Origin of the sequence: Microbacterium sp. MAH-37 (assembly GCF_009758255.1) — a bacterium.
Classification (GTDB): Bacteria; Actinomycetota; Actinomycetes; order Actinomycetales; family Microbacteriaceae; genus Microbacterium.
Window position 1 is genome coordinate 78,611 of sequence record NZ_WSEN01000009.1, and the last position, 19,837, is coordinate 98,447.

Consider the following 19,837-nt stretch of genomic DNA (forward strand, 5'->3'; position numbering starts at 1 on the left):
CTCAGGCCCCTTCGAAGGTCGCGAGGTAGGCCGCGTACTCGTCGCGCTCGCGCTCGAGTCCCGTGTGCGGCTCGGCGTACACGCCGTCGAACACGGCCAGCGCCGGGCGGGTCACCATGCCGAGGCAGGCTGCGCGCATGTCGCGGGCGAGCACGTCGGCGTCGGCCTGGGCCTCGGCGGCCTGCTCGTCGCTCAGCTCGCCGGCGGCACGCAGATGCCCTTCCACGCGGGCGATCGGGTCGCGGCGGCGCCAGCGCTCCAACTCGCCCTCGTCGCGGTAGCGCTTCGGGTCGTCTGCGGTGGTGTGCGGACCCATCCGGTACGTGACCGTCTCGATGTAGGCCGGCCCCTTGCCGGAGCGGGCGTGCTCGAGCGCCCAGCGCATCGCCGCCAGGCAGGCCAGCACATCGTTGCCGTCCACGCGCATGCTCGGGATGCCGAAGCCGGGCGCCCGTCCTGCGAGCGGGAACTGCGACTGCAGGCCGACAGGCTCGGAGATCGCCCAGTGGTTGTTCTGGCAGACGAAGACGACGGGAACGCGGTACGACGAGGCGAAGACCATCGCCTCGTTCACGTCGCCCTGGCTGGTCGCGCCGTCGCCGAAGTAGGCGATCGCCACCTCATCGGTGCCGTCATGCTGGATGCCCAGCGCATAGCCGACGGCGTGCAGGGTCTGCGCGCCGATGATGATCTGCAGCGGGGCCACGTTCAGTTCGGCGGGGTCGAAGGCGGAGCCCTCCTCGCCGCGCCACATCCGCACGTAGTCACCGGGCTGGGCACCGCGGGCCAGCAGCACACCGTGCTCGCGGTAGCTGGGGAACACGAAGTCCTGCGGCGCGAGCGCACGGGCGGTGCCGATCTGCGCGGCCTCCTGCCCCTGGCAGGGCGCCCACAGACCGAGCTGCCCCTGGCGCTGCAGGGCGACGCCCTCGGAGTCGACGCGACGGAGCACGATCATGTCGCGGTACAGGGCGCGCAGCTGCGCAGCGTCCACGTCGGCGACGTACGGGTCGAGCTGCGGATTCGGCACGCGGGTGCCGTCCGGAGCGAGGATGCGCTCGGCGAGATCGAGATCAGATTCGACGAGTGGCGTGGTGTGCGATGACATCGGTGTCCTCCTGACGTGGGTGCCCTTGTGGGGCGTTCACGGGGCGCGACGGCGGTGTCGGCCTCTTCCTGAAGGGTACGTCGGTTTCACACGTCGCTCAAGCATTCCGGGAGCTCCTGAGCATGTTGCCCAGTGGACACCGGCTGATCCCTGCTATCGTGTGACACTATGCCCGGACTCGACCGAATCGACCTCGATCTGCTCTCCGCCCTCGCGGAGGATCCCCGCGTGACCATCGTCGCGCTCGCCGAGAAGCTCAGCCTGTCCCGAAACACCATCCAGGCTCGAATGGCACGTCTCGACGAATCCGGGATCTTCCAGTCCTACGAGCGGTCCTTCTCCACTGAGGTGCTCGGCTTCCCGCTGCAGGCGTTCATCAGCATCGGCGTACGTCAGACCGAGCTCCCCCGGATCACCGCGGAGCTGGCCAGGATCCCCGAGGTCGTGCAGGCGCACGGGCTGAGCGGATCGATCGATCTGCTGGCCCGCGTCGCGTGCCGAGACGCCCGTCACCTGTTCGACACGGATGCCCGGATCCTGTCGATCGAGGGCGTGGAGCGCACCGAGACGTCACTCGCGATGGGCGAGGTCATCCCGTTCCGCGCGGCAGGGCTCATCGGCCTCGCCCGGCGCGAGGCCTGATCAGGCGCGCGACGTCGCGGGGATCCTCAGGAACCGGCGGATCGCTCCGGCCGCCTCGGCCGGCGTCTCGTAGTGGATGAGATGGCCGACCTCGGCGATCTCGACCAGCTCGGCGTCGGGGAACATGGTCGCCAGGCGCCGCTCGTCCTCGATCGGGGTGATGTCGTCGCGCTGCGCGGCGATCAGCAGCGTGGGCACCTCGATGACCGGCGCGAAGGCGCGGACATCATGGGACACGCTGGTGACGAAGGCGTCGTGCAGCACCTCACGGTCGGCGAAACGCGAGAAGTAGGTGTCGTGCTGGTCGTGGATGAACCGCCGGAGCTCCGGGTCCGACGTCTTCGCCATCGTGATGCTCATCACGCGCACGATCAGGCCGTTGCGCAGCAGCGCTGTGCCGATCCGCTCCGGCAGCCTGGCGCCGAGTGCGTAGTACATCACGGCCAGGCGCGTCATCACGCCCTTGGGGCCGGCGAGAGCCGGCGCACCGATCGGATTGATCAGGATCAGCCGCGGCGTCTCGAGACCGCCGGCGACCGCGGCGGACGCCACGATTGAGCCGAACGAGTGCCCCAGGATGACCGCGCCGGGGGCGACAGCGCCTGCGAACTCGGTCAGCCAGCCCGCGTAGGCCCCCAGATCGTGCTCCTTGCCGGGGAGCGGCGGCGTCTCGCCGAAGCCGGGCAGGTCGGGTGAGATCACCCGCACGTCGGGCAGGAAGGCGACGACCGGCTCGAGGCCGTGGTGCTCGCCGCGGAAGCCGTGCACCGCGATGATGGTCGTCGCGGCGTGCTCGGGCCCGTACACCCAGTACGCGGTCGTGCCGCCGGCCACCTGCGCCTCGCGACGCTCGACAGGGATGCTGCTCAGGCGTGCGGCGTACAGGGATGCGGGCATACCTCGAGTCTATGGTCGCGACATCCGGGTTCCCCGCATGCCCTCCCGGGAATGTCGGCCCCCTTCCCTACCGTGGAGCCATGGCACCCGAACAGCTCCTCCCCACGTGGCTGACCCGAGTCGGCGTGTTCGATCTCGAGACCACCGGTGTCGACGTCGAGTCGGACCGCATCGTCACCGCGCACGTCGGCGTCCTCGATGCCCGCGGTCGTGAGATCGCCGCCCGGACCTGGCTCGCCGATCCCGGCATCCCGATCCCCGAGGGCGCGACCGCCGTGCACGGCATCACCACCGAGCACGCCCGCGCGCACGGTCGTCCCGTCGCGGAGGTGGTCGAGCAGATCACGCGTGCGCTGCGGTCGCTGTTCGCACAGGGGGTGCCGGTCGTCGCCTACAACGCCTCGTACGACTTCTCGCTGCTCGCGCACGAGGCGAGGCGGCACGGCTTCGAACCGCTCGACAGCCCCGGCCCGGTCATCGACCCGCTCGTGATCGACAAAGCGTACGACCGGTATCGCCCGGGCAAGCGCACGCTCGAAGTCGTCGCCGCGCACTACGCCGTCCCGCTGGACGGCGCGCACGAGGCGTCGGCCGATGCGATCGCCGCCGGCCGGGTCGCGCAGGCCCTGGCACGCGAGTTCGCCCTGCCCGAGACGGCGGGCGAGCTGCACACCCAGCAGATCGGCTGGGCCCGCGCGCAGGCCGCGAGCCTCACCGAGTATTTCGTGAAGATCGGCCGCCTCGATCCGGAGGAGACGCTCGACGGCACCTGGCCGGTGCGCTCCGCGGGCGAGGCGGAGAAGTCCGCCTGAAGGGGGATGCCCCTGCGGCGCGTCCGGCTTAGCCTGAGGACATGGAAGACGTCATCGGCTGGGCGATCGTCGTGGTGTGGCTGGCCGCGCCCGTCGTCGTCGTCGCGATGGCGTTCCACTGGATCCTCTCGACGAAACCGATCGAGCAGAAGTATGAGAACACCGGCGGAGGCTTTGCCGGAGGCCTGGACGCGGTCTTCTCCCCCACCGCCTACGAGGCGGGGATGGAGCGCGACCGGCAGACCCAGCGCACCGCACCCGCTCCGGCGCCGGGCGACCCGCCCTGGACCATCGGCGAGGGCCGCATCCGGATCGACGTCTGACCGTGATGCGGATCGCCCCGGTCAGTCCGTGGGGATGGTCTCGAACTCCCCTTCCGCGGCATCCCGGCAGACCTCGGCGGAGGCGTCCACGAGCGGCCCTTCCGCGGCGGTGCTCCACACGAGTGCCCACTGCAGCGGCGCCGCGTCCCGGACCGGCACGAAGGCGACTCCCGGCATCGCCGCATAGTACGCCGCCTGGGAGCCGGCCACGCACACGCAGCGACGCTCCGCGATCAGGGTGAGCAGCTCGTGGAACGTCGTGGCGCGAGGACCCCGCCGTCGCAGCGGGCGCCCGCGCGGCGTGCGGGGCGGGATCATCGCATCGATCCAGCGGCCGTCGAGCGGTCCGGGATCGACGAACACCTCGTCACCGAGGTCCTCGAGCGACACGGAATCCTTCTGCGACAGAGGATGACCCGCCCAGACCGCGAGCACCCGCCCGGTCGAGAACACCGTCGGCCCCTCGACGATGTCGGGACCGGTGACCGGGCGCCACGCGATCAGCGCGTCGATCTCCCCTCGTCGGAGCGGCCCGAGCAGGTCGCTGAAGTGGATCTCGTGGATCACGAGGTCGGCTCCTGGGTATCGCTTCCGGAACTCTGCGATGTGCTCCAGGAACATCGCCGAGTCGTTCCCCATGACTCCGAGGCGGAGCTCCCCGCAGATCCCCACCGCAGCGCTCCTGGCCTTGGCGACTCCGTCGAGTATCGCGCGATATCCGATCCGGAGATCGTCGCGGAGTTCGGCGCCGATGGGTGTCAGCTCGACTCTGCGACTGCTTCGGGTGAACAGGCGTGCGCCGATCGCCTGTTCCTGAGCGTTGATCGCCTGACTCACCCGAGCCTGCGAGATGTGCAGGCGCTCCGCGGTGCGGCCGAAGTGCAGTTCGTCCGCAAGAGTGAGGAAGATCTCGATGTCGCGCAGTTCCACGCTCGCCTCCCGGCGATAACCGCCAGGTTATCGCAGCATCCGTGTTTTCGCCCTTGATCGGGGAATACCGAGGGACGGATGCTGAGCATGGTCCATCCGGACCGGCAACAGCACACACCAGGAGGAGCATCAACATGGAACTCACGCTGAACGCCGTGACCCTCGCGGTCGACGACCTCGCCACGTCGAAGAAGTTCTACGCGGACGGTCTCGGCTGCACGATCAATCAGGACACGTCCGCGTTCGTCTCGTTCGACGTCGGCGAGGGCACTGCGGCACTCTCGATGTACCCCCGCAGAGCACTCGCGCACGATGCCGGTGTCGACCCACGCGGCGACGGCTTCGACGGGATCACTCTGAACTGCTTCGTGGACAGCGACGCGGGCGTCGACGACGTCCTCGAGCGCGCCGAACGGGCCGGGGGCTCGATCGTCCGCCCCGCCGAGCGCGGGCAGTGGGGTGGCTACTTCGGCTATCTCGGCGACCCGGACGGGCATCTGTGGAAGATCGTGTCCACCGCATGAGATGGCGCGCCCCGACACGAAGAAGGCCCCGCCGAAGCGGGGCCTTCTTGTGCGCGTTCGCCTTACTTGGCGGAACCGCCGAAGTTCTTGAAGCGCTGGTTGAACTTCTCGACGCGGCCGGCCGAGTCCATGATGCGCTGCTTGCCCGTGTAGAACGGGTGCGAGGCCGAGGAGATCTCGACGTCGATCACCGGGTACTCCACACCGTCGAGCTCGATGGTCTTGTCGCTGGTGACGGTGGAGCGGGTGAGGAAGGTCTCGCCCGAGCCGAGGTCGCGGAACACGACTGCCTGGTAGTCGGGGTGGATGTCAGTCTTCATGGGATTCCTTACGTGGTGCCCTGGATTTGGCCAGGGGCGAGGGAAGTCTGCGGTGCGGAAAAGCACCAAGGATCGATTCTAGCAGACGGCGATCAGGATGCCGCGCGAGCGGCGTAGCGGCCGCCGTCGGCCGTCAGCACGATCGGCATGCCGAACGCTGTGCTGAGGTTCTCCGCCGTCAGCGCTTCGCCGAGCGGGCCTGCAGCGACCACGCCGCCGTCTCGCAGCAGCAGCACGTGGGTGAACCCGACCGGGATCTCCTCGACGTGATGGGTCACCATGACCATGGCCGGAGTCGTCGGCGAGGACGCGTAGCCGCTGAGCAGGCCCAGCAGCTCTTCACGGGAGCCGAGGTCGAGGCTCGCGGTCGGCTCGTCGAGCAGCAGCAGCTCGGGGTCGGTCATGATCGCGCGGGCGATCTGCACGCGCTTCTGCTCGCCGTCGCTGAGGGTGCCGAACAGGCGGTCGGCGAGGTGATCGAGGTGCCACTCGGCAAGCACGCGCATCGCCTGGCGCTCGTCGATGTCCTCGTACTCCTCGTTCCAGCGACCGAGCACGGAGTAGGCGGCGGTGAGCACAGCGTTCAGCACCGTCTCGTCCCGGGGCACGCGGCGGGCCATCGCGCTGGACGCGAAGCCGATCCGCGGGCGCAGCTCGAACACGTCGGTGCGTCCCAGGGCCTCCCCCAGCACCGTGACGGTGCCCGAGGTCGGGTGCAGCAGCGTGTCGGCCAGCTGCAACAGGGTGGTCTTGCCGGCGCCGTTCGGGCCGAGCACCACCCAGCGCTGATCGTCCGAGACCTCCCAGGTCACGTGATCGACGATGTTGCGCCCTTCGCGGCGCACGACGACATCGGTGAATTCCAGAGCACTCGGCATGCCGTCAGCCTATCGGCTCAGCCGACCAGCTCCGCGTACAGCGCCTGGGTCGTGTCGGCGATCGCCGCCCAGCTGAACTGGGCGCGAGCGCGCTCGCGCCCCGCCTCGCCATACTCGCGCGCCCGCACGGGATCGGAGACCACCTCGGTGAGCACAGCCGCGAGGTCGGCGACGTACCGCTCCGGGTCCACGGGGGTCCCGGTGCCGTCCTGCACCTGCTCGATCGGCACCAGGCGCCCTGTGACATCTTCGTCGACGACCTCGGGGATGCCGCCTGTCGCCGTGCCCACGACCGCGGCGCCGCAGGCCATCGCCTCGAGGTTCACGATGCCGAGCGGCTCGTAGATCGAGGGGCAGACGAACGTGGTCGCCGCGGTGAGGATCGCCGAGAGCTCATCGCGCGGCAGCATCCGGTCGATCCAGATGACGCCGTCCCTGGTCTGCTGCAGAAGGCGGACGAGGTCCTGCACCTCGGCCATGATCTCGGGGGTGTCCGGCGCGCCGGCGCACAGCACCAGCTGCACCTCGGGCGGCAGCGCCGTGGCCGCCCGCAGCAGATAGGGCAGTCCCTTCTGCCGTGTGATCCTGCCGACGAACACCACCGAGGGGCGAGCCGGATCCATGCCCACGTTCTGCAGGAATGCGGCATCGTGCACCGGTCGCCAGCGCTCCACGTCGATGCCGTTGTGGATCACGCGCACACGCGCGGGGTCGACCTGCGGGTAGCTGCGCAGGATGTCACTGCGCATGCCGGCGCTCACCGCGATGATCGCGGCGGCGTTCTCGTAGGCGAGCTTCTCGATGCCGCTCGACACGGCGTAGCCGCCGCCGAGCTGCTCGGCCTTCCACGGTCGCAGCGGCTCGAGGCTGTGCGCGGTCAGCACATGCGGGATGCCGTGCAGCTGCGACGCCAGGTGCCCGGCGAAGTTCGCGTACCAGGTGTGGCTGTGCACCACGTCGGCACCCGCGACGTCGCCGACCATCGCGAGATCGGTGCCCAGAGTCTGCAGCGCGGGGTTGGCTCCGGCGAGCTCCACGGGAGTCCGATAGGCCTGCGTGCCCGGCTCGTCACGGTCCGCGCCGAAGGCCCTGACCTGCACCTCGATGCTGCGTCTGAGAGCCGCCACGAGCTCCGCGACATGCACCCCGGCGCCCCCGTAGATCTCCGGCGGATACTCCTTGGTGATCACATCGACTCGCATGAGCGAAACGCTAGTACACGACGTCTTTCGCCCTCTATGGTGGAGCCATGTCGGCACCCAAGAAGATTTTCGGGATCATCCTCGCCGGCGGCGAGGGCAAGCGACTCATGCCCCTGACAGCGGACCGGGCCAAACCGGCGGTCCCGTTCGGCGGACAGTACCGACTCATCGACTTCGCGATCTCGAACCTCATCAACTCGGGTCTCAGACAGGTCGTCGTGCTGACCCAGTACAAATCGCACAGCCTCGACAGGCACATCTCGCAGAACTGGCGGATGTCGTCTCTGCTGGACTCCTATGTGACCTCCGTGCCCGCGCAGCAGAGGCTCGGCAAGCGCTGGTTCTCCGGCTCGGCCGACGCGATCCTGCAGAGCCTGAACCTCATCAACGACGAGCGCCCCGACATCGTGGTCGTCATCGGCGCCGACCACGTCTACCGGATGGACTTCCAGCAGATGGTCGACGCGCACATCGCCTCGGGTGCCGCGGCCACGGTCGCCGGCATCCGTCAGCCGCTCGCACTGGCCTCGCAGTTCGGCGTCATCGATGCCGACGCCGAGACCGGGCGCATCCGGCAGTTCCTCGAGAAGCCCACGGATGCCGCAGGGCTGGCCGACTCGCCCAACGAGGTGCTCGCATCGATGGGCAACTACGTCTTCGACGCCGACGCCCTGGTCTCCGCGGTCGAGGCCGATGGCGAGCTGGCGACCTCCGGTCACGACATGGGCGGCGACATCGTGCCGTACTTCGTCTCGCGCGGCGAGGCGGGGTACTACGACATGAAGCAGAACGAGGTGCCGGGCTCCTCGCCGCGGGATCGGGCCTACTGGCGCGATGTCGGGACGATCGACTCGTTCTTCGACGCGCACATGGATCTCATCTCCACGCTGCCGGTCTTCAACCTCTACAACACCGCGTGGCCGATCCGCACCCAGTCGGTGAACGCACCTCCCGCAAAGTTCGTCCGCGACGCGGTGGGCCGGATAGGGAATGCCATCGACTCGATCGTCTCCCAGGGTTCCGTGCTCTCCGGCACGCATCTGGAGCGCAGTGTGGTGGGCCCGGGCACGCTGGCCTCTGGCGGATCGACCATCACCGACTCCGTGCTTTTCGACCACGTGCACGTCGGGCAGGGCGCGCGCGTGCACCGTGCGGTGCTGGACAAGAACGTCGTACTCGAGGACGGCGCGACCGTCGGAGTCGATCGTGAGCGCGACATCGACCGAGGATTCACCGTGACCGAGTCCGGTCTCACGGTCGTCGGCAAGGGACTGCGCGTCGCCCGCTGACCGCTACGCTCGGACGGTGACCGCTGCGCGCTTCCTCGTCGTCCTCGATGCCGATTCCACCCTCATCCAGGATGAGGTGATCGAACTGCTCGCCGATGAGGCCGGGCGCCGGGCCGAGGTGCAGGCGGCGACCGAGGCCGCGATGCGGGGCGAGGTCGACTTCGCGACCAGCCTGCGCTCGCGGGTCGCCGCACTGGCTGGCGTCCCGACCGCGGCGTTCGAGCGGGTGCGGGCGCGGGTGCGCCCGACACCGGGGGTGCGGGAGCTGACCGCGGCGGTGCACGAGCGCGGAGGTGTCGTCGGCGTCGTCTCCGGCGGGTTCCACGAGATCCTCGACGGCATCGCTCCGGGGCTGGGCGTCGACCGCTGGCGGGCGAACCGGCTGGTCGTCGCCGACGGAGCGCTCACGGGTGAGGTCGACGGCGAGATCGTCGACGCCGAGTCCAAGGCCTCGTCGCTGCTCGCCTGGGCGGACGAGCTCAGCGTGCCCGCATCCCGCACCGTGGCGATCGGCGACGGTGCGAACGACCTGCGGATGATGCACGTCGCGGGGCTGGGGCTCGCGTTCAACGCGAAGCCCGCTGTGCGCGCGGCGGCCGCGCTGGTCGTGGGTCCGCAGGATCTGTCCCAGGTCGTTCCGCTGCTGCCGTAGCTTCCCCCTGGCCGAAGTCGGTGCCCCGCGTTAGCGTCGGTGCATGGACATCATCCTCGTTCCCGGTCTCTGGCTCGACGCCACCTCGTGGGATCCGGTGCTGCACGCTCTGAAGACGGCCGGTCATCATCCGTTCGCCATGACGATGCCGGGTGTCGGGGCGCCGGCGTCCGAATCCTCGGAGATCGGCATGGCCGACTGGGTCGACGCCGTCGTCACCCGCATCGACGAGGCTGACGAGCCCGTCGTGCTCGTCGGGCACTCCGGCGGCGGCAACGTCGTCTGGGGCGCTGCGGACGCACGCCCGGAGCGGGTGCGCCGCGTCGTGTTCGTCGACACGGTGCCGCCGCCCCCTGGCGGCTCGATCAGCGAGTTCCCAGTCGTCCACGGCGTCGTGCCGTTCCCCGGCTGGGACTTCTTCCCCGACGAGGACGTGTTCGACCTCGACGCCGAGACACGGGCACGGACGGCGCCGCTCGCGCAGAGCGTTCCCGCGCGGGTCCCGACCGATGAGATCGTGCTCACCAGGGAGAGCCGACACGGCGTACCGATCACGCTGCTGATGGGCGGGCTCGATCAAGCGACGTTCGAAGCGCAGGTCGGCGGCTGGGGTCCCTACGGCGAGGAGTACAACGCGATCGCCGATGCTGAGGTCGTGAAGATCGGCTCCGGCCACTGGCCGCAGTTCTCCGTGCCGGAACGGCTCTCCGAGCTGCTGGTCGAGGCCGTGGCACGCTGACACCGTCCACGGACGCCCCGCTACGAGCGGATCGTCGGCCGAGCGAGATACGCGGTCTTCTCGTCGGGTGAGAAGCCGCAGGCGCGGTAGAAGGCATGCGTCGAAGGTGACTTCGAACCGGTCAGGAGCATCGCCTTGTAGCATCCGGCCGCCCACGCCGCGTCCAGGGTCGCCGCCATGATGAGCTTGCCGAGCCCGGTGCCGCGATGGCCCTCGTCGACCACGACGTTCTCGATCACCGCGTACGGAGATGCGCTGCGGGTCATGTTCAGCACGACGTTCAGATAGGTTGTCGCGACCACGACTCCATCGACTTCGAGCACGAAGAGCGTGAGCCACGGCGCGCTGAGGATCGAGGCGAACACCACGCGGTCCTCGCCGTACGAGAGCACCGGATCGTTCGGCTGCAGCTGGCGGTAGAGACCGATGATCGCATCGAAGTCGTCGGCACGCGCCGCGCGGACCGCGCCCCTCAGCACGTCGTTCATCGCACTGAGCGCATCAGTGACCCATCCCGAGACCGCCGTCGACGGGGATCACGGCGCCCGAGATGTACGCGGCATCATCCGACGCCAGCCAGGTGACGACGCCGGCGACCTCGTCGGCGGTGGCGAAGCGACCGGCCGGGATGCTGGCCTTGTACTGCTTCTGCGTCTCCTCGGGCAGCTCCGCCGTCATGTCGGTCTCGATGAAGCCGGGAGCGACGACGTTGGTGGTGATGCCGCGCGCGCCGAGCTCGCGGGTGAGCGAGCGAGCGAAGCCGACCAGCGCGCTCTTCGAGGCGGCGTAGTTGACCTGGCCTGCGGATCCGAGCAGCCCGACCACGCTGGAGATCAGGATGACGCGGCCGAAGCGCGCACGCAGCATCCCCTTCGACGCGCGCTTGACGACGCGGAAGGTGCCGCCGAGGTTGGTGGAGACGACGCTGTCGAAGTCGTCCTCGCTCATCCGCATGAGCAGCGTGTCCTTCGTGATGCCGGCGTTCGCGACCAGGATCTCGATAGGACCGAGCTTCTGCTCGACCTCGGTGAACGCGGCGTCGACCGCCACGGCATCCGTCACGTCGGCACGCACGGTGAGCGTGCCTTCCGGGCCCTCACCGCTGCGGGCGGTGACCGCGACGCGGTAGCCGTCGCGGACGAAGCGTTCGGCGATCGCGCGGCCGATGCCGCGGTTTCCGCCGGTGACGAGGACGACGCGGTCAGCGCTCATGGGGGCTCCAGTTCTTCGAGGTCGGTGGCCATCCTATCGAGCAGTGCGCGATCCGGAGGGGCGTGCGCGGCGTAGGCTGGAGGCACCGTGAAGAACACCCGAACCGCTCCCTCCGTCACCTCTCTGCCGCAGGCGCCGCACGACGAGGCGAGCCACCGCGTGCGCCGGTACGCGCTGACCATGGGGATCCGCACGGTGTGCTTCGTCCTCATGGTCGTGGTGCAGCCGTACGGCTGGTGGACCTGGGCGTTCGGCGTCGGCGCCGCGATCCTGCCGTACATCGCCGTCGTGTTCGCGAACGCGGGCAGCGACAGCAACGAGGTGCTCGCCGAGTCGCCGGAACGCCAGCTCGAGGCGCCCACCGCGACGGCGGACGATTCCGCCGCGCGTCCGACCGTCGTCACGATCGACGAGAAGCGGGACGACGCGCGGTGACCGAAGAACTGGAGTGCTCACGCGCCGGATGCCGGCGGGCGGCCACTCACCACATCCTGTGGCGTAATCCGCGCATCCATGCCGAGGGCCGGCGGAAGGTGTGGCTCGCGTGCGATGAGCACGTCGGGTTCCTGAGCGAGTATCTGCGATCGCGGGAGTTCCCCGTCGAGGTGCGAGAGGGTCTTCCGGAGTGAGCAATCGTCTGGTGCGCTGGAGCGTCTACCTACTGGTGGCGGCGCTGTTCGCCGTCGCCTGCGCCTATCTCTCGCACTGGCAGTTCGATCGCAACGAGGAGCGCTCACGGCAGATCGCCCTCGTCGAGAAGAACTACGACGCCGATCCCGTGCCGTTGGCAGATGCGATCGGCGCTGACGGCGAACTCAACGCGTCGGATGAATGGCTGCCCGTCGAACTCCGTGGCACGTACCTCGCCGATCAGCAGGTGCTCGCGCGCAACCGGCCGCACGGCGGCACCAGCGCGTTCGAGGTGCTCGTGCCGTTCCGCGATGAGGATGGTCGCGTGTTCATCGTGGACCGCGGCTGGGTGCCCCCGGCCGAGGACTCCAGTCCGTCGGCGGTCCCCACTCCCCCGTCCGGCGAGGTCACGGTGACAGCGAGGCTGCGTCCGGGCGAGCAGCTCCCGTCGTCGGGCCGAGGTGCGCCCGAGGGCCAGGTGCCGACCATCAACCTTCCTCTGATCGCCGAGCAGACCGGACTCGACGACGTGATCACCTCCGCCTACGGACAGCTCGTCTCCGAGGATCCGTCTGCCGTCGCCCTCGGCGGCTTCGACAAGCCGACGGAGGATCCCGGCCCGCACCTCTCCTACGCGATCCAGTGGATCCTGTTCGCGATCATGGGCTTCGCCTTCATCGGGTACATCATCCGCACCGAGATCACGAAGGCGAAGGAAGAGGCCGAGGGCCGGCCGGCCCGCGCGCCGAAGCGTCGCCGCGACAAGGACGCCGACACCGAAGACGCTCTGCTCGACGAGGTCGGCTCGGAGCGCTGATCTCGCGGCGTGCGATTCCGCGCGGCAGCATCTCGGAGATCGGCAGGATCGCGGATGCTCAGCTGCCGGGCCCCCCGGAACGTTGCAGAAGTCCGAGATTCTGCCGGGACGGACTGCCTTGGTCCTGCCTCGTTCGGTATCGGTCAGAGCAGCTGGACGACCTGATCGAGCGAGCGGATGCTGCGCGCGTTCGCGGGCGCGACCTGGTGGCCGCGATCGAAGTGCACGAAGTGGGCGCCGAGGGCAGTGGCGATCTCGCGGTCGTGGTTCGTGTCACCGATCATGAGCACCTCGGCCGGAGCGAACTCGGACGTCTGCAGCCAGCCGGCGATCACGTCGTGCTTCGACGGGTGGAATGCATCCGCGATCGACAGGATCCGGTCGAAGCGTTCGGCCAATGCGTGGGGCTGAAGCTGTCTCGCGAGCAGATCCGGCAACGTCGCGGAGGCGAGCACCTGGATCACGCCGTGTGCTGTCACTCCGGCCAGGATCTCGTCCGCGCCGGTATGCAGCGGCGCCTCACCGGTACGTTCCTCCAGCCATCCGAGGTACTGCTCCGCGGCCTCTCGGAATCGATCGTCACCGATCCCCGCATCCGCGTAGAACTCGCGAATCGGGAACCGGAATGTCGCGCGGTAGGCCGCCAGATCGGTGAACGGCTCACAGCCGTGGGCGACGAGCACGCGGTTCATCACCTGGCGGCAGATCTCCACGTCGTCGAGCAGCGTTCCGTTCCAGTCCCAGCAGATCGCCCGTATGCCCACCCCGGCATACTACGGGCCAGCCGCGGTGGCGGCGACGACGAGCGCGCGGACCGGATGTTCGGCTACGAACTGGAACCCGGCATCCGGCTGATGAACGTGCACGTCATTTCAGCGGATGCCCCGGAGCTGGGGCGGTATCTGGCCTTCCGCGACATTCCGATGACCGGCTGTCCTACGTCGCAGAGAAGGAATCCTTCATCCTGGCCCGCAGTTGCTGACGCCGCAGGATCTCGGAGGTCGGCGAGAACGCGGATCGTGCGGGCCCGTGGCATCCGGAATCGAGCGGATCTCCGAGATGCTGCCGGCTGCGATCAACGCCGAGCGAGGTGCAGACCCTGCGCGACGGCGCGCATGATCAGCCCTTGGACCACGTGCCACTCGTCCATGATCTGTCTGTAGCCGACCCGGATCACGTGATAGCCCATCAGGCTCAGCTCCGCGTCGTGACGGATATCCTCATTGCGCTGCGCGCCGGTGTGGGTGGCACCGTCGATCTGCAGAATGAGGCGGTCGCCGATCAACAGGTCGGTGCGATGTCCGGCGATCCAGATCTGGAACCTCAGCGGCAGGCCGAGCCACCGAAGGCGGGCTCGCAGATACGTCTCGAGTCCGGAGTCGGCGAACGGAATCGCCTCGGTAAGCAGATCACGCGCGACCCGCTTCAGCGGCAGCCTCGCGAGGATCTCCCGCGTCACCAGATTCTGATTCATCGCCGATTCCCAGGTCGCCAGTGCCTGCTCATGCGGCCGGCAGTCTGCGACGAGTGCGAGGACGTTCTCGATCGGGTCCTCCAGCGCATCGGGGTGCCGCGGAATCAACGGCCTCGCCCAGTGCATGTGGACGTGCTCAGGCTTTCCGCCTCCGCTCCGAGGGTCCGCCGCCCAGTGCGGTTCGGCCTCGTCGTCGTGCGTCCAGAGTCCCAGTCGCTTCGCCTGCGTGATGCAGGACAGCACCACGCCGTGACGAGCGGCCTCCACCAGCATCCGATCTGCGTGGGGATCCGCTACCCACCCCTGTCTCACGCGGTCGAGCACACCGACTCCGAGTGCAAGGCCGACGTCGTGTCGCGTCACGTGGTTGTCCCTCAGCGTGCTCACGCGCGCGATCCCACCGAGCGCACGAGTCGTCAGCAGCGCCCGCTCCGCTCGTTCCTCACCAGTCATGCCCGCCAGCTTGCCCGTCGCCGACATCCGCCTTCGGCGGAGCCTCCGGATCTGGGGACAGCCGCCACGCCGGGCACGTCTGTGGAGGACGAGCGGCCTCTCGGAGAACCGCAGTACTCCGGATTCATCGGCGCGGGAACACCCGCGATTCTGCAGATCTCCTAGGAACTGCCGCCAGACGGACGCCGGCTGATCGCGCCGAGCTTGGCGGAATCTCGGACTTCTGCCATATCCCGGATGCCCGGACGGTGAAGCATCCGCGGTTCTGCAGATCTCCGAAGTTCTGCCGAGAACGACTGGGCGGCAATTCGCGCAGCATGGCTCGGATCCCCGGAGATCGGCAACATCCCGGAGAGTCCGACGGCGAAGCATCCGCAGTTCTGCGGATCTCCGAGAGCCTGCCCCGGGGCCGGGCCGCCCCGGGCCGCCCGCACGCCTACGCGAGCTCGATGAGGTCCTGGTAGTCCTTGCTCCAGATGTCCTCGACGCCGTCCGGCAGGATCAGCACGCGCTCGGGGTTCAGCGACTCGACCGCGCCGGGGTCGTGCGAGACGAGCACCACGGCGCCCTCGTAATGCGCCAGGGCGCCGAGGATCTCCTCGCGCGAGGCGGGGTCGAGGTTGTTGGTCGGCTCGTCGAGCAGCAGCATGTTCGCCGACGAGACCACGAGGGTCGCGAGCGAGAGTCGCGTCTTCTCACCGCCGGAGAGCACTCCGGCCGGCTTGAGCACGTCGTCGCCGGTGAACAGGAACGAGCCGAGCACCTTGCGCGCCTCGGTCTCGTTGATGTCGGGCGCGGCCGACATCATGTTCTCCAGTACAGAACGGCCCACGTCGAGGTTCTCGTGCTCCTGGGCGTAGTACCCGATCTTCAGGCCATGGCCGGGCTCGAGCTGTCCGGTGTCGGACTTGTCCACGCCGGCGAGGATGCGCAGCAGCGTCGTCTTGCCGGCGCCGTTGAGCCCCAGCACGACGACCTTCGAACCGCGGTCGATCGCGAGGTCGACGTCGGTGAAGATTTCGAGCGAGCCGTACGACTTCGACAGACCGGATGCCATGAGCGGGGTCTTCCCGCACGGCGCAGGCTTCGGGAAGCGCAGCTTCGCGACCCGATCGACCTGACGGACCTCCTCCAGCCCGGAGAGCAGCTTCTCAGCGCGCGCGACCATCTGGTGCGCGGCAGCGGCCTTCGACGCCTTGGCACCGAACCGGGCCGCCTGCAGCTGCAGCTGGGTGGCTTTCTTCTCGGCGTTGGCGCGCTCCTTCTTGCGGCGCTCCTCGTCGGCCACGCGCTGGCGCTGGTAGTTCTTCCAGTTCATGTTGTAGATGTCGATGACCTGGCGGTTCGCGTCCAGGTAGAACACGCGGTTCACGGTCTCACCGACCAGTTCAACATCGTGGCTGATCACGATCAGCCCGCCCTTGTACCCCTTCAGGAACTCGCGCAGCCACACGACGCTGTCGGCGTCGAGGTGGTTCGTGGGCTCGTCGAGGATCATCGTTCCGGCATCCGAGAAGAGGATGCGGGCCAGCTCGATGCGCCGACGCTGACCGCCCGAGAGCGTCTTCAGCGGCTGGTCGAGGATGCGATCCGGCAGCGAGAGGTTGTGCGCGATGGACGCGGCCTCCGCCTCTGCGGCGTACCCTCCCATGGCCTCGAACCGCTCGGTGAGGTTCGCGAACCGGCGCATGGCCTTGTCGGCGACCTTCGGGTCGTCGGAGGCCATCTCGTGCGATGCGGTCGCGATGCCGAGCTGCAGGGTCCCGAGTCCGCGCGCGTCCAGGATGCGGGTGCGCGCGAGCATCTCCGGGTCGCCCGAGCGGGGATCCTGCGGCAGGTAGCCGAGCTCTCCCGACTTCGTGACCTTGCCGTCCGAGGGCAGCAGGTCTCCGGCGAGCACCTTCGTCAGGGTGGTCTTGCCCGCGCCGTTGCGACCGACCAGTCCGATCTTGTCGCCATCGGCGACTCGGAAGGACACGCCCGACATCAGCACGCGGGCGCCGACGCGGATCTCGAGGTCGTGCACGGCGAGCACAGCAGCATCCGATCTTCAAAGGGTGAGGGAACGGCCGAATGGCCAGCTGATCAGTATACGTGGCCGACCTGAGCGAGAACGGTACCTGAGTATGACCCTTCTACGTCCGTGGGTTGATGTGCCGCCCTGCCCTCCGTTTCTAGCGTTGTGAGCGTGGACGCCATCAACGACTTCATCCTGGCCGCAGCAGCCTCACCGTGGCTGCTGCTCGTCATGTTCGCCGTCGCCGCGGTCGACGCGGTCTTCCCGCCAGTGCCGAGCGAGACAGTGCTCGTCGCCGGCGCCGCCGCAGCGGCGGCCATCGGGGGCTGGCCCACGATCCTCGCCCTCGTCCTGGCCGCCGCACTCGGAGCGATGCTCGGCGACAACCTGGCCTACGCCCTGGGCAGGGCGATCGGCACGAGCAGGTTCCGCTGGATGCGCCGTCCGCGCATCGCAGCGGCCTTCGAGTACGCGCAGCAGGCACTCTCCCGCCGCGGCGCCACCCTGATCATCGGCGCCCGCTACATCCCGGTCGGCAGGGTCGCCGTGAACATCTCCGCCGGCGCGCTCGGTTATCCGTGGCGCCGCTTCCTGCCGATCAGCCTCATCGCCGGTGCGACCTGGGGGCTGTACGGCGCGGCCATCGGCATCCTCGCCGGCAGCTGGCTCGCGAACCAGCCGTTCCTGGCAGCGGTGGTCGGCATCGTGGTCGCGGTCGCCGTCGGCATCGTCGTCGACCGCGTCGCCGCGGCACGCCGCCGCCGCACGGAGAGCCGCGAGATCGCCACCACGACGGATGGTGCACTGCCGGAGCCCGCCCAGATGGCAGGATGACAGCTATGCGGAGGACGGCGGAGCGCAGGTCCGCGCGGAGGGCGGCGAAGAGCGAGCGCGATGCCGCGCGGGAGGCCGCCGCAGCAGAGAAGAGCGCGAAGAAGGCCGCGAAGCGGCGCTCCCACCCCTCGCGCATCATCGCGATGCTCCGGCGCCTGCGCGACCGCCAGACCGCCCAGGTCGTCGTCCTCTCGATCATCGCCATCGCGCTCTACCCTGTCCTCGTGCCGGTGCACACGCAGCTCTACGGCACCTACCTGCCTGCCGTGATGATCCTCGGCGCGGCGGCCGTCACCGCGCCGATCATCAGCAGACACCTACCCCGCACCGCCATCGCGCTCTTCCTCGTCGCGGCGGTGCTGCTCCCGCTGATGGCGGTCCTGCCCGAGACGGCGTCCTCGTCGCCGTGGCCGTGGTCGGTGCCGATGATCATCGCGTTCGTCGTGTTCGTCTCGGCGATCACGCTCCAGCACGGCTGGCGGTACGGCCTGTTCGTGCTGGCCGCCGGCATCGTGCTGGTGATGCTGCCGGCCGGGGCGATTCCGGACACCGCGGTTTCCGGCGGAGTGGTCGCCGATCTGATCGTGACGGCGTCGGTCGCGTCGGCGGCGTTCCTCATCGCCGTCCTCGTCGCCGGTCAGCTGCGGATCAGCGACGAACTGCTCAAGGAGCGCGCCCAGTCGGCCCAGGAGCAGGCCCGCCGCGAGCTCGTCGAGGAGCGCACGCTCATCGCCAGGGAACTGCACGACGTCGTCGCGCACAGCATGTCACTCATCCAGGTGCAGGCCTCGACCGCCCGCTACCGCCTTCCCGATCTGCCAGATGACGTCGCATCGGAGTTCGACGGCATCGCCGCGACCGCGCGCACCTCGCTCGGCGAGATGCGCCGCATCCTGGGTGTGCTCCGCACGGAGGATCACGCGGCCGAGCTCGCCCCGCAGCGCGGCATCGATCACATCGGCGCCCTCGTCGAGACCACCCGCAGGGCCGGTGCTGATGTCGCGCTCTCCGGGCGCGTCGAGGGCGACGTCGACGTCTCCGCGCAGATCGCGCTCTATCGCATCACGCAGGAGGCCCTCAGCAACGCCGTCCGGCACGCGCCGGGCGCGGCCATCTCCGTGGCCCTCGCGAGCACGGAGGAGTGCGTCTCGGCGTGGATCGCCAACACGACCTCCTCTGAGCCTGTTCCGCAGACGTCCGGCGGCGGCCACGGCCTCCGCGGCATGTCGGAGCGCGCTGAGCTCCTCGGCGGTTCGGTGCAGGCCGGCCCCGATGCCGCGGGAGGATGGGTGGTGTCCGCACGGCTGCCGCGGCATCCCGCATCCGGCGCTGATCAGGAGGGAACCGCATGACGATCCGTGTGCTCGTGGCCGATGACCAGGGCATGGTGCGCGCGGGCTTCGCCGCGCTGCTCGACGCCCAGGACGGCATCTCGGTCGCAGGACAGGCCGCCGACGGAGAGGAGGCGGTGCGGCTGTCCGCACGCCTCGACCCCGACGTCATCCTGATGGACGTGCGGATGCCGGAGCTCGACGGCATCGCCGCGACGCGGCGCATCCTCGGTCCGTCCTATCCGTCGGCGCACGTCCCCCGCATCCTGATGCTGACGACATTCGACATCGACGACTACGTCTACGACGCGCTCGAGGCGGGCGCGAGCGGGTTCCTGCTCAAGGACGCGCTGCCGGACGACCTGGTGCACGCGGTGCGAGTCATCGCCTCAGGCGATGCGCTGCTGTCACCACGGGTGACGCGGCGCATGATCGAGCACTTCTCGGCGCGCCGGCCGCATGCCCGCCGCGCCGATCCGGCCTTCGCGGAGCTCACCGACCGCGAGCGCGAGGTGCTCGTGCTCATCGCCCAGGGGCGCTCGAACACCGAGATCGCCGGCGCGCTGTTCATCGCCGAGCAGACCGTGAAGACCCACGTCGGGAAGGTCTTCGCCAAGCTGGGTCTGCGCGACCGCGTGCACGCGGTGATATACGCCTACGACAACGGCCTGGTCGAGCCCGCCGCCTGATACCCCGGTACGAGACAGGACGACACCCGCGCGGGATGCCGGCCGGGATGCCGCGTCCGTAGCC

General features: G+C 69.1%; 23 protein-coding genes. 12 read left to right on the plus strand and 11 right to left on the minus strand.

Annotation, left to right across the window (positions count from 1 at the left end; all coding sequences use genetic code 11):
- Position 1 precedes the first annotated feature (1 nt).
- The gene (gene pdhA, locus GON06_RS12600) at positions 2-1,108 is read right to left on the minus strand and encodes a pyruvate dehydrogenase (acetyl-transferring) E1 component subunit alpha (protein ID WP_157312646.1); all 1,107 of its coding nucleotides are present in this window, start codon (positions 1,106-1,108) and stop codon (positions 2-4) included.
- Positions 1,109-1,276: 168 nt separating this feature from the next.
- Here pdhA and GON06_RS12605 point away from each other — a divergent pair, with 168 nt between their 5' ends.
- Positions 1,277-1,750: an Lrp/AsnC family transcriptional regulator gene (locus GON06_RS12605; protein WP_157312647.1), complete on the plus strand. Its 474-nt coding sequence runs from the start codon at positions 1,277-1,279 to the stop codon at positions 1,748-1,750.
- Here GON06_RS12605 and GON06_RS12610 read toward each other — a convergent pair whose 3' ends face one another.
- On the minus strand, positions 1,751-2,647 hold the full coding sequence (locus GON06_RS12610) for an alpha/beta fold hydrolase (protein ID WP_157312648.1): 897 nt from the start codon (positions 2,645-2,647) through the stop codon (positions 1,751-1,753).
- 80 nt (positions 2,648-2,727) lie between these two features.
- Here GON06_RS12610 and GON06_RS12615 point away from each other — a divergent pair, with 80 nt between their 5' ends.
- Together GON06_RS12615 and GON06_RS12620 are read left to right on the plus strand one after the other, a co-directional pair.
- Positions 2,728-3,459, plus strand: coding sequence for a 3'-5' exonuclease (locus tag GON06_RS12615; RefSeq protein ID WP_232528462.1), 732 nt, complete (start codon positions 2,728-2,730; stop codon positions 3,457-3,459).
- 41 nt (positions 3,460-3,500) lie between these two features.
- Complete coding sequence (locus GON06_RS12620; protein ID WP_157312650.1) at positions 3,501-3,782, plus strand: hypothetical protein; 282 nt, start codon at positions 3,501-3,503, stop codon at positions 3,780-3,782.
- A 21-nt stretch (positions 3,783-3,803) separates the two neighbouring features.
- Here GON06_RS12620 and GON06_RS12625 read toward each other — a convergent pair whose 3' ends face one another.
- Complete coding sequence (locus tag GON06_RS12625; protein WP_157312651.1) at positions 3,804-4,712, minus strand: LysR family transcriptional regulator; 909 nt, start codon at positions 4,710-4,712, stop codon at positions 3,804-3,806.
- 134 nt (positions 4,713-4,846) lie between these two features.
- On the opposite strand from GON06_RS12625, the gene GON06_RS12630 reads away from it, so the two are divergent.
- Positions 4,847-5,236 (plus strand): VOC family protein, encoded by a 390-nt coding sequence (locus tag GON06_RS12630; RefSeq protein ID WP_157312652.1) that lies wholly within the window; start codon positions 4,847-4,849, stop codon positions 5,234-5,236.
- A 62-nt stretch (positions 5,237-5,298) separates the two neighbouring features.
- On the opposite strand, the gene GON06_RS12635 is transcribed toward GON06_RS12630, so the two are convergent.
- The 3 genes from GON06_RS12635 to glgA form a co-directional block, all read right to left on the minus strand.
- Positions 5,299-5,556, minus strand: a complete 258-nt coding sequence (locus GON06_RS12635; RefSeq protein ID WP_157312653.1) for a type B 50S ribosomal protein L31 — start codon at positions 5,554-5,556, stop codon at positions 5,299-5,301.
- Between the two features lie 92 nt (positions 5,557-5,648).
- Positions 5,649-6,434, minus strand: a complete 786-nt coding sequence (locus tag GON06_RS12640) for an ABC transporter ATP-binding protein (RefSeq protein ID WP_157312654.1) — start codon at positions 6,432-6,434, stop codon at positions 5,649-5,651.
- 17 nt (positions 6,435-6,451) lie between these two features.
- Positions 6,452-7,636, minus strand: a complete 1,185-nt coding sequence (glgA, locus tag GON06_RS12645; protein ID WP_157312655.1) for a glycogen synthase — start codon at positions 7,634-7,636, stop codon at positions 6,452-6,454.
- A gap of 47 nt (positions 7,637-7,683) precedes the next feature.
- On the opposite strand from glgA, the gene glgC reads away from it, so the two are divergent.
- From glgC to GON06_RS12660, 3 genes are read left to right on the plus strand one after another with little or no spacing between them, the layout of a single operon-like run.
- Positions 7,684-8,925, plus strand: coding sequence for a glucose-1-phosphate adenylyltransferase (gene glgC, locus GON06_RS12650; RefSeq protein WP_157312656.1), 1,242 nt, complete (start codon positions 7,684-7,686; stop codon positions 8,923-8,925).
- 16 nt (positions 8,926-8,941) lie between these two features.
- On the plus strand, positions 8,942-9,577 hold the full coding sequence (gene serB, locus GON06_RS12655; RefSeq protein ID WP_332837499.1) for a phosphoserine phosphatase SerB: 636 nt from the start codon (positions 8,942-8,944) through the stop codon (positions 9,575-9,577).
- Positions 9,578-9,620: 43 nt separating this feature from the next.
- A complete protein-coding gene (locus tag GON06_RS12660) occupies positions 9,621-10,316 on the plus strand; it encodes an alpha/beta fold hydrolase (protein WP_157312657.1) in 696 nt (231 codons plus the stop codon).
- A 20-nt stretch (positions 10,317-10,336) separates the two neighbouring features.
- Here GON06_RS12660 and GON06_RS12665 read toward each other — a convergent pair whose 3' ends face one another.
- Both GON06_RS12665 and GON06_RS12670 read right to left on the minus strand, forming a co-directional pair.
- On the minus strand, positions 10,337-10,804 hold the full coding sequence (locus tag GON06_RS12665; RefSeq protein WP_157312659.1) for a GNAT family N-acetyltransferase: 468 nt from the start codon (positions 10,802-10,804) through the stop codon (positions 10,337-10,339).
- 13 nt (positions 10,805-10,817) lie between these two features.
- Positions 10,818-11,528, minus strand: a complete 711-nt coding sequence (locus GON06_RS12670; RefSeq protein WP_157312660.1) for a beta-ketoacyl-ACP reductase — start codon at positions 11,526-11,528, stop codon at positions 10,818-10,820.
- Between the two features lie 87 nt (positions 11,529-11,615).
- Here GON06_RS12670 and GON06_RS12675 point away from each other — a divergent pair, with 87 nt between their 5' ends.
- Together GON06_RS12675 and GON06_RS12680 are read left to right on the plus strand one after the other, a co-directional pair.
- Complete coding sequence (locus GON06_RS12675; protein ID WP_332837500.1) at positions 11,616-11,963, plus strand: DUF3099 domain-containing protein; 348 nt, start codon at positions 11,616-11,618, stop codon at positions 11,961-11,963.
- 190 nt (positions 11,964-12,153) lie between these two features.
- Positions 12,154-12,975 (plus strand): SURF1 family cytochrome oxidase biogenesis protein, encoded by an 822-nt coding sequence (locus GON06_RS12680; protein ID WP_332837502.1) that lies wholly within the window; start codon positions 12,154-12,156, stop codon positions 12,973-12,975.
- A gap of 143 nt (positions 12,976-13,118) precedes the next feature.
- Here GON06_RS12680 and GON06_RS12685 read toward each other — a convergent pair whose 3' ends face one another.
- The 3 genes from GON06_RS12685 to GON06_RS12695 all read right to left on the minus strand — a co-directional run bounded on the left by GON06_RS12685 (position 13,119) and on the right by GON06_RS12695 (position 16,937).
- Positions 13,119-13,739 carry an HAD family hydrolase gene (locus tag GON06_RS12685; RefSeq protein ID WP_157312662.1) on the minus strand — a complete coding sequence of 207 codons (621 nt, stop codon included), beginning with the start codon at positions 13,737-13,739 and terminating at the stop codon, positions 13,119-13,121.
- Between the two features lie 311 nt (positions 13,740-14,050).
- On the minus strand, positions 14,051-14,902 hold the full coding sequence (locus tag GON06_RS12690; RefSeq protein ID WP_157312664.1) for an endonuclease domain-containing protein: 852 nt from the start codon (positions 14,900-14,902) through the stop codon (positions 14,051-14,053).
- A 436-nt stretch (positions 14,903-15,338) separates the two neighbouring features.
- Positions 15,339-16,937 carry an ABC-F family ATP-binding cassette domain-containing protein gene (locus GON06_RS12695; protein WP_332837503.1) on the minus strand — a complete coding sequence of 533 codons (1,599 nt, stop codon included), beginning with the start codon at positions 16,935-16,937 and terminating at the stop codon, positions 15,339-15,341.
- A gap of 153 nt (positions 16,938-17,090) precedes the next feature.
- Here GON06_RS12695 and GON06_RS12700 point away from each other — a divergent pair, with 153 nt between their 5' ends.
- Genes GON06_RS12700 through GON06_RS12710 form a run of 3 tightly spaced genes read left to right on the plus strand, consistent with a single transcriptional unit; the run spans position 17,091 to position 19,773 of the window.
- On the plus strand, positions 17,091-17,753 hold the full coding sequence (locus GON06_RS12700; protein WP_332837504.1) for a DedA family protein: 663 nt from the start codon (positions 17,091-17,093) through the stop codon (positions 17,751-17,753).
- A 5-nt stretch (positions 17,754-17,758) separates the two neighbouring features.
- On the plus strand, positions 17,759-19,105 hold the full coding sequence (locus GON06_RS12705) for a sensor histidine kinase (RefSeq protein WP_198346694.1): 1,347 nt from the start codon (positions 17,759-17,761) through the stop codon (positions 19,103-19,105).
- On the plus strand, positions 19,102-19,773 hold the full coding sequence (locus tag GON06_RS12710; RefSeq protein WP_157312666.1) for a response regulator: 672 nt from the start codon (positions 19,102-19,104) through the stop codon (positions 19,771-19,773). The genes GON06_RS12705 and GON06_RS12710 overlap by 4 nt, the downstream gene beginning before the upstream one ends.
- The last annotated feature ends 64 nt before the right edge of the window (positions 19,774-19,837 follow it).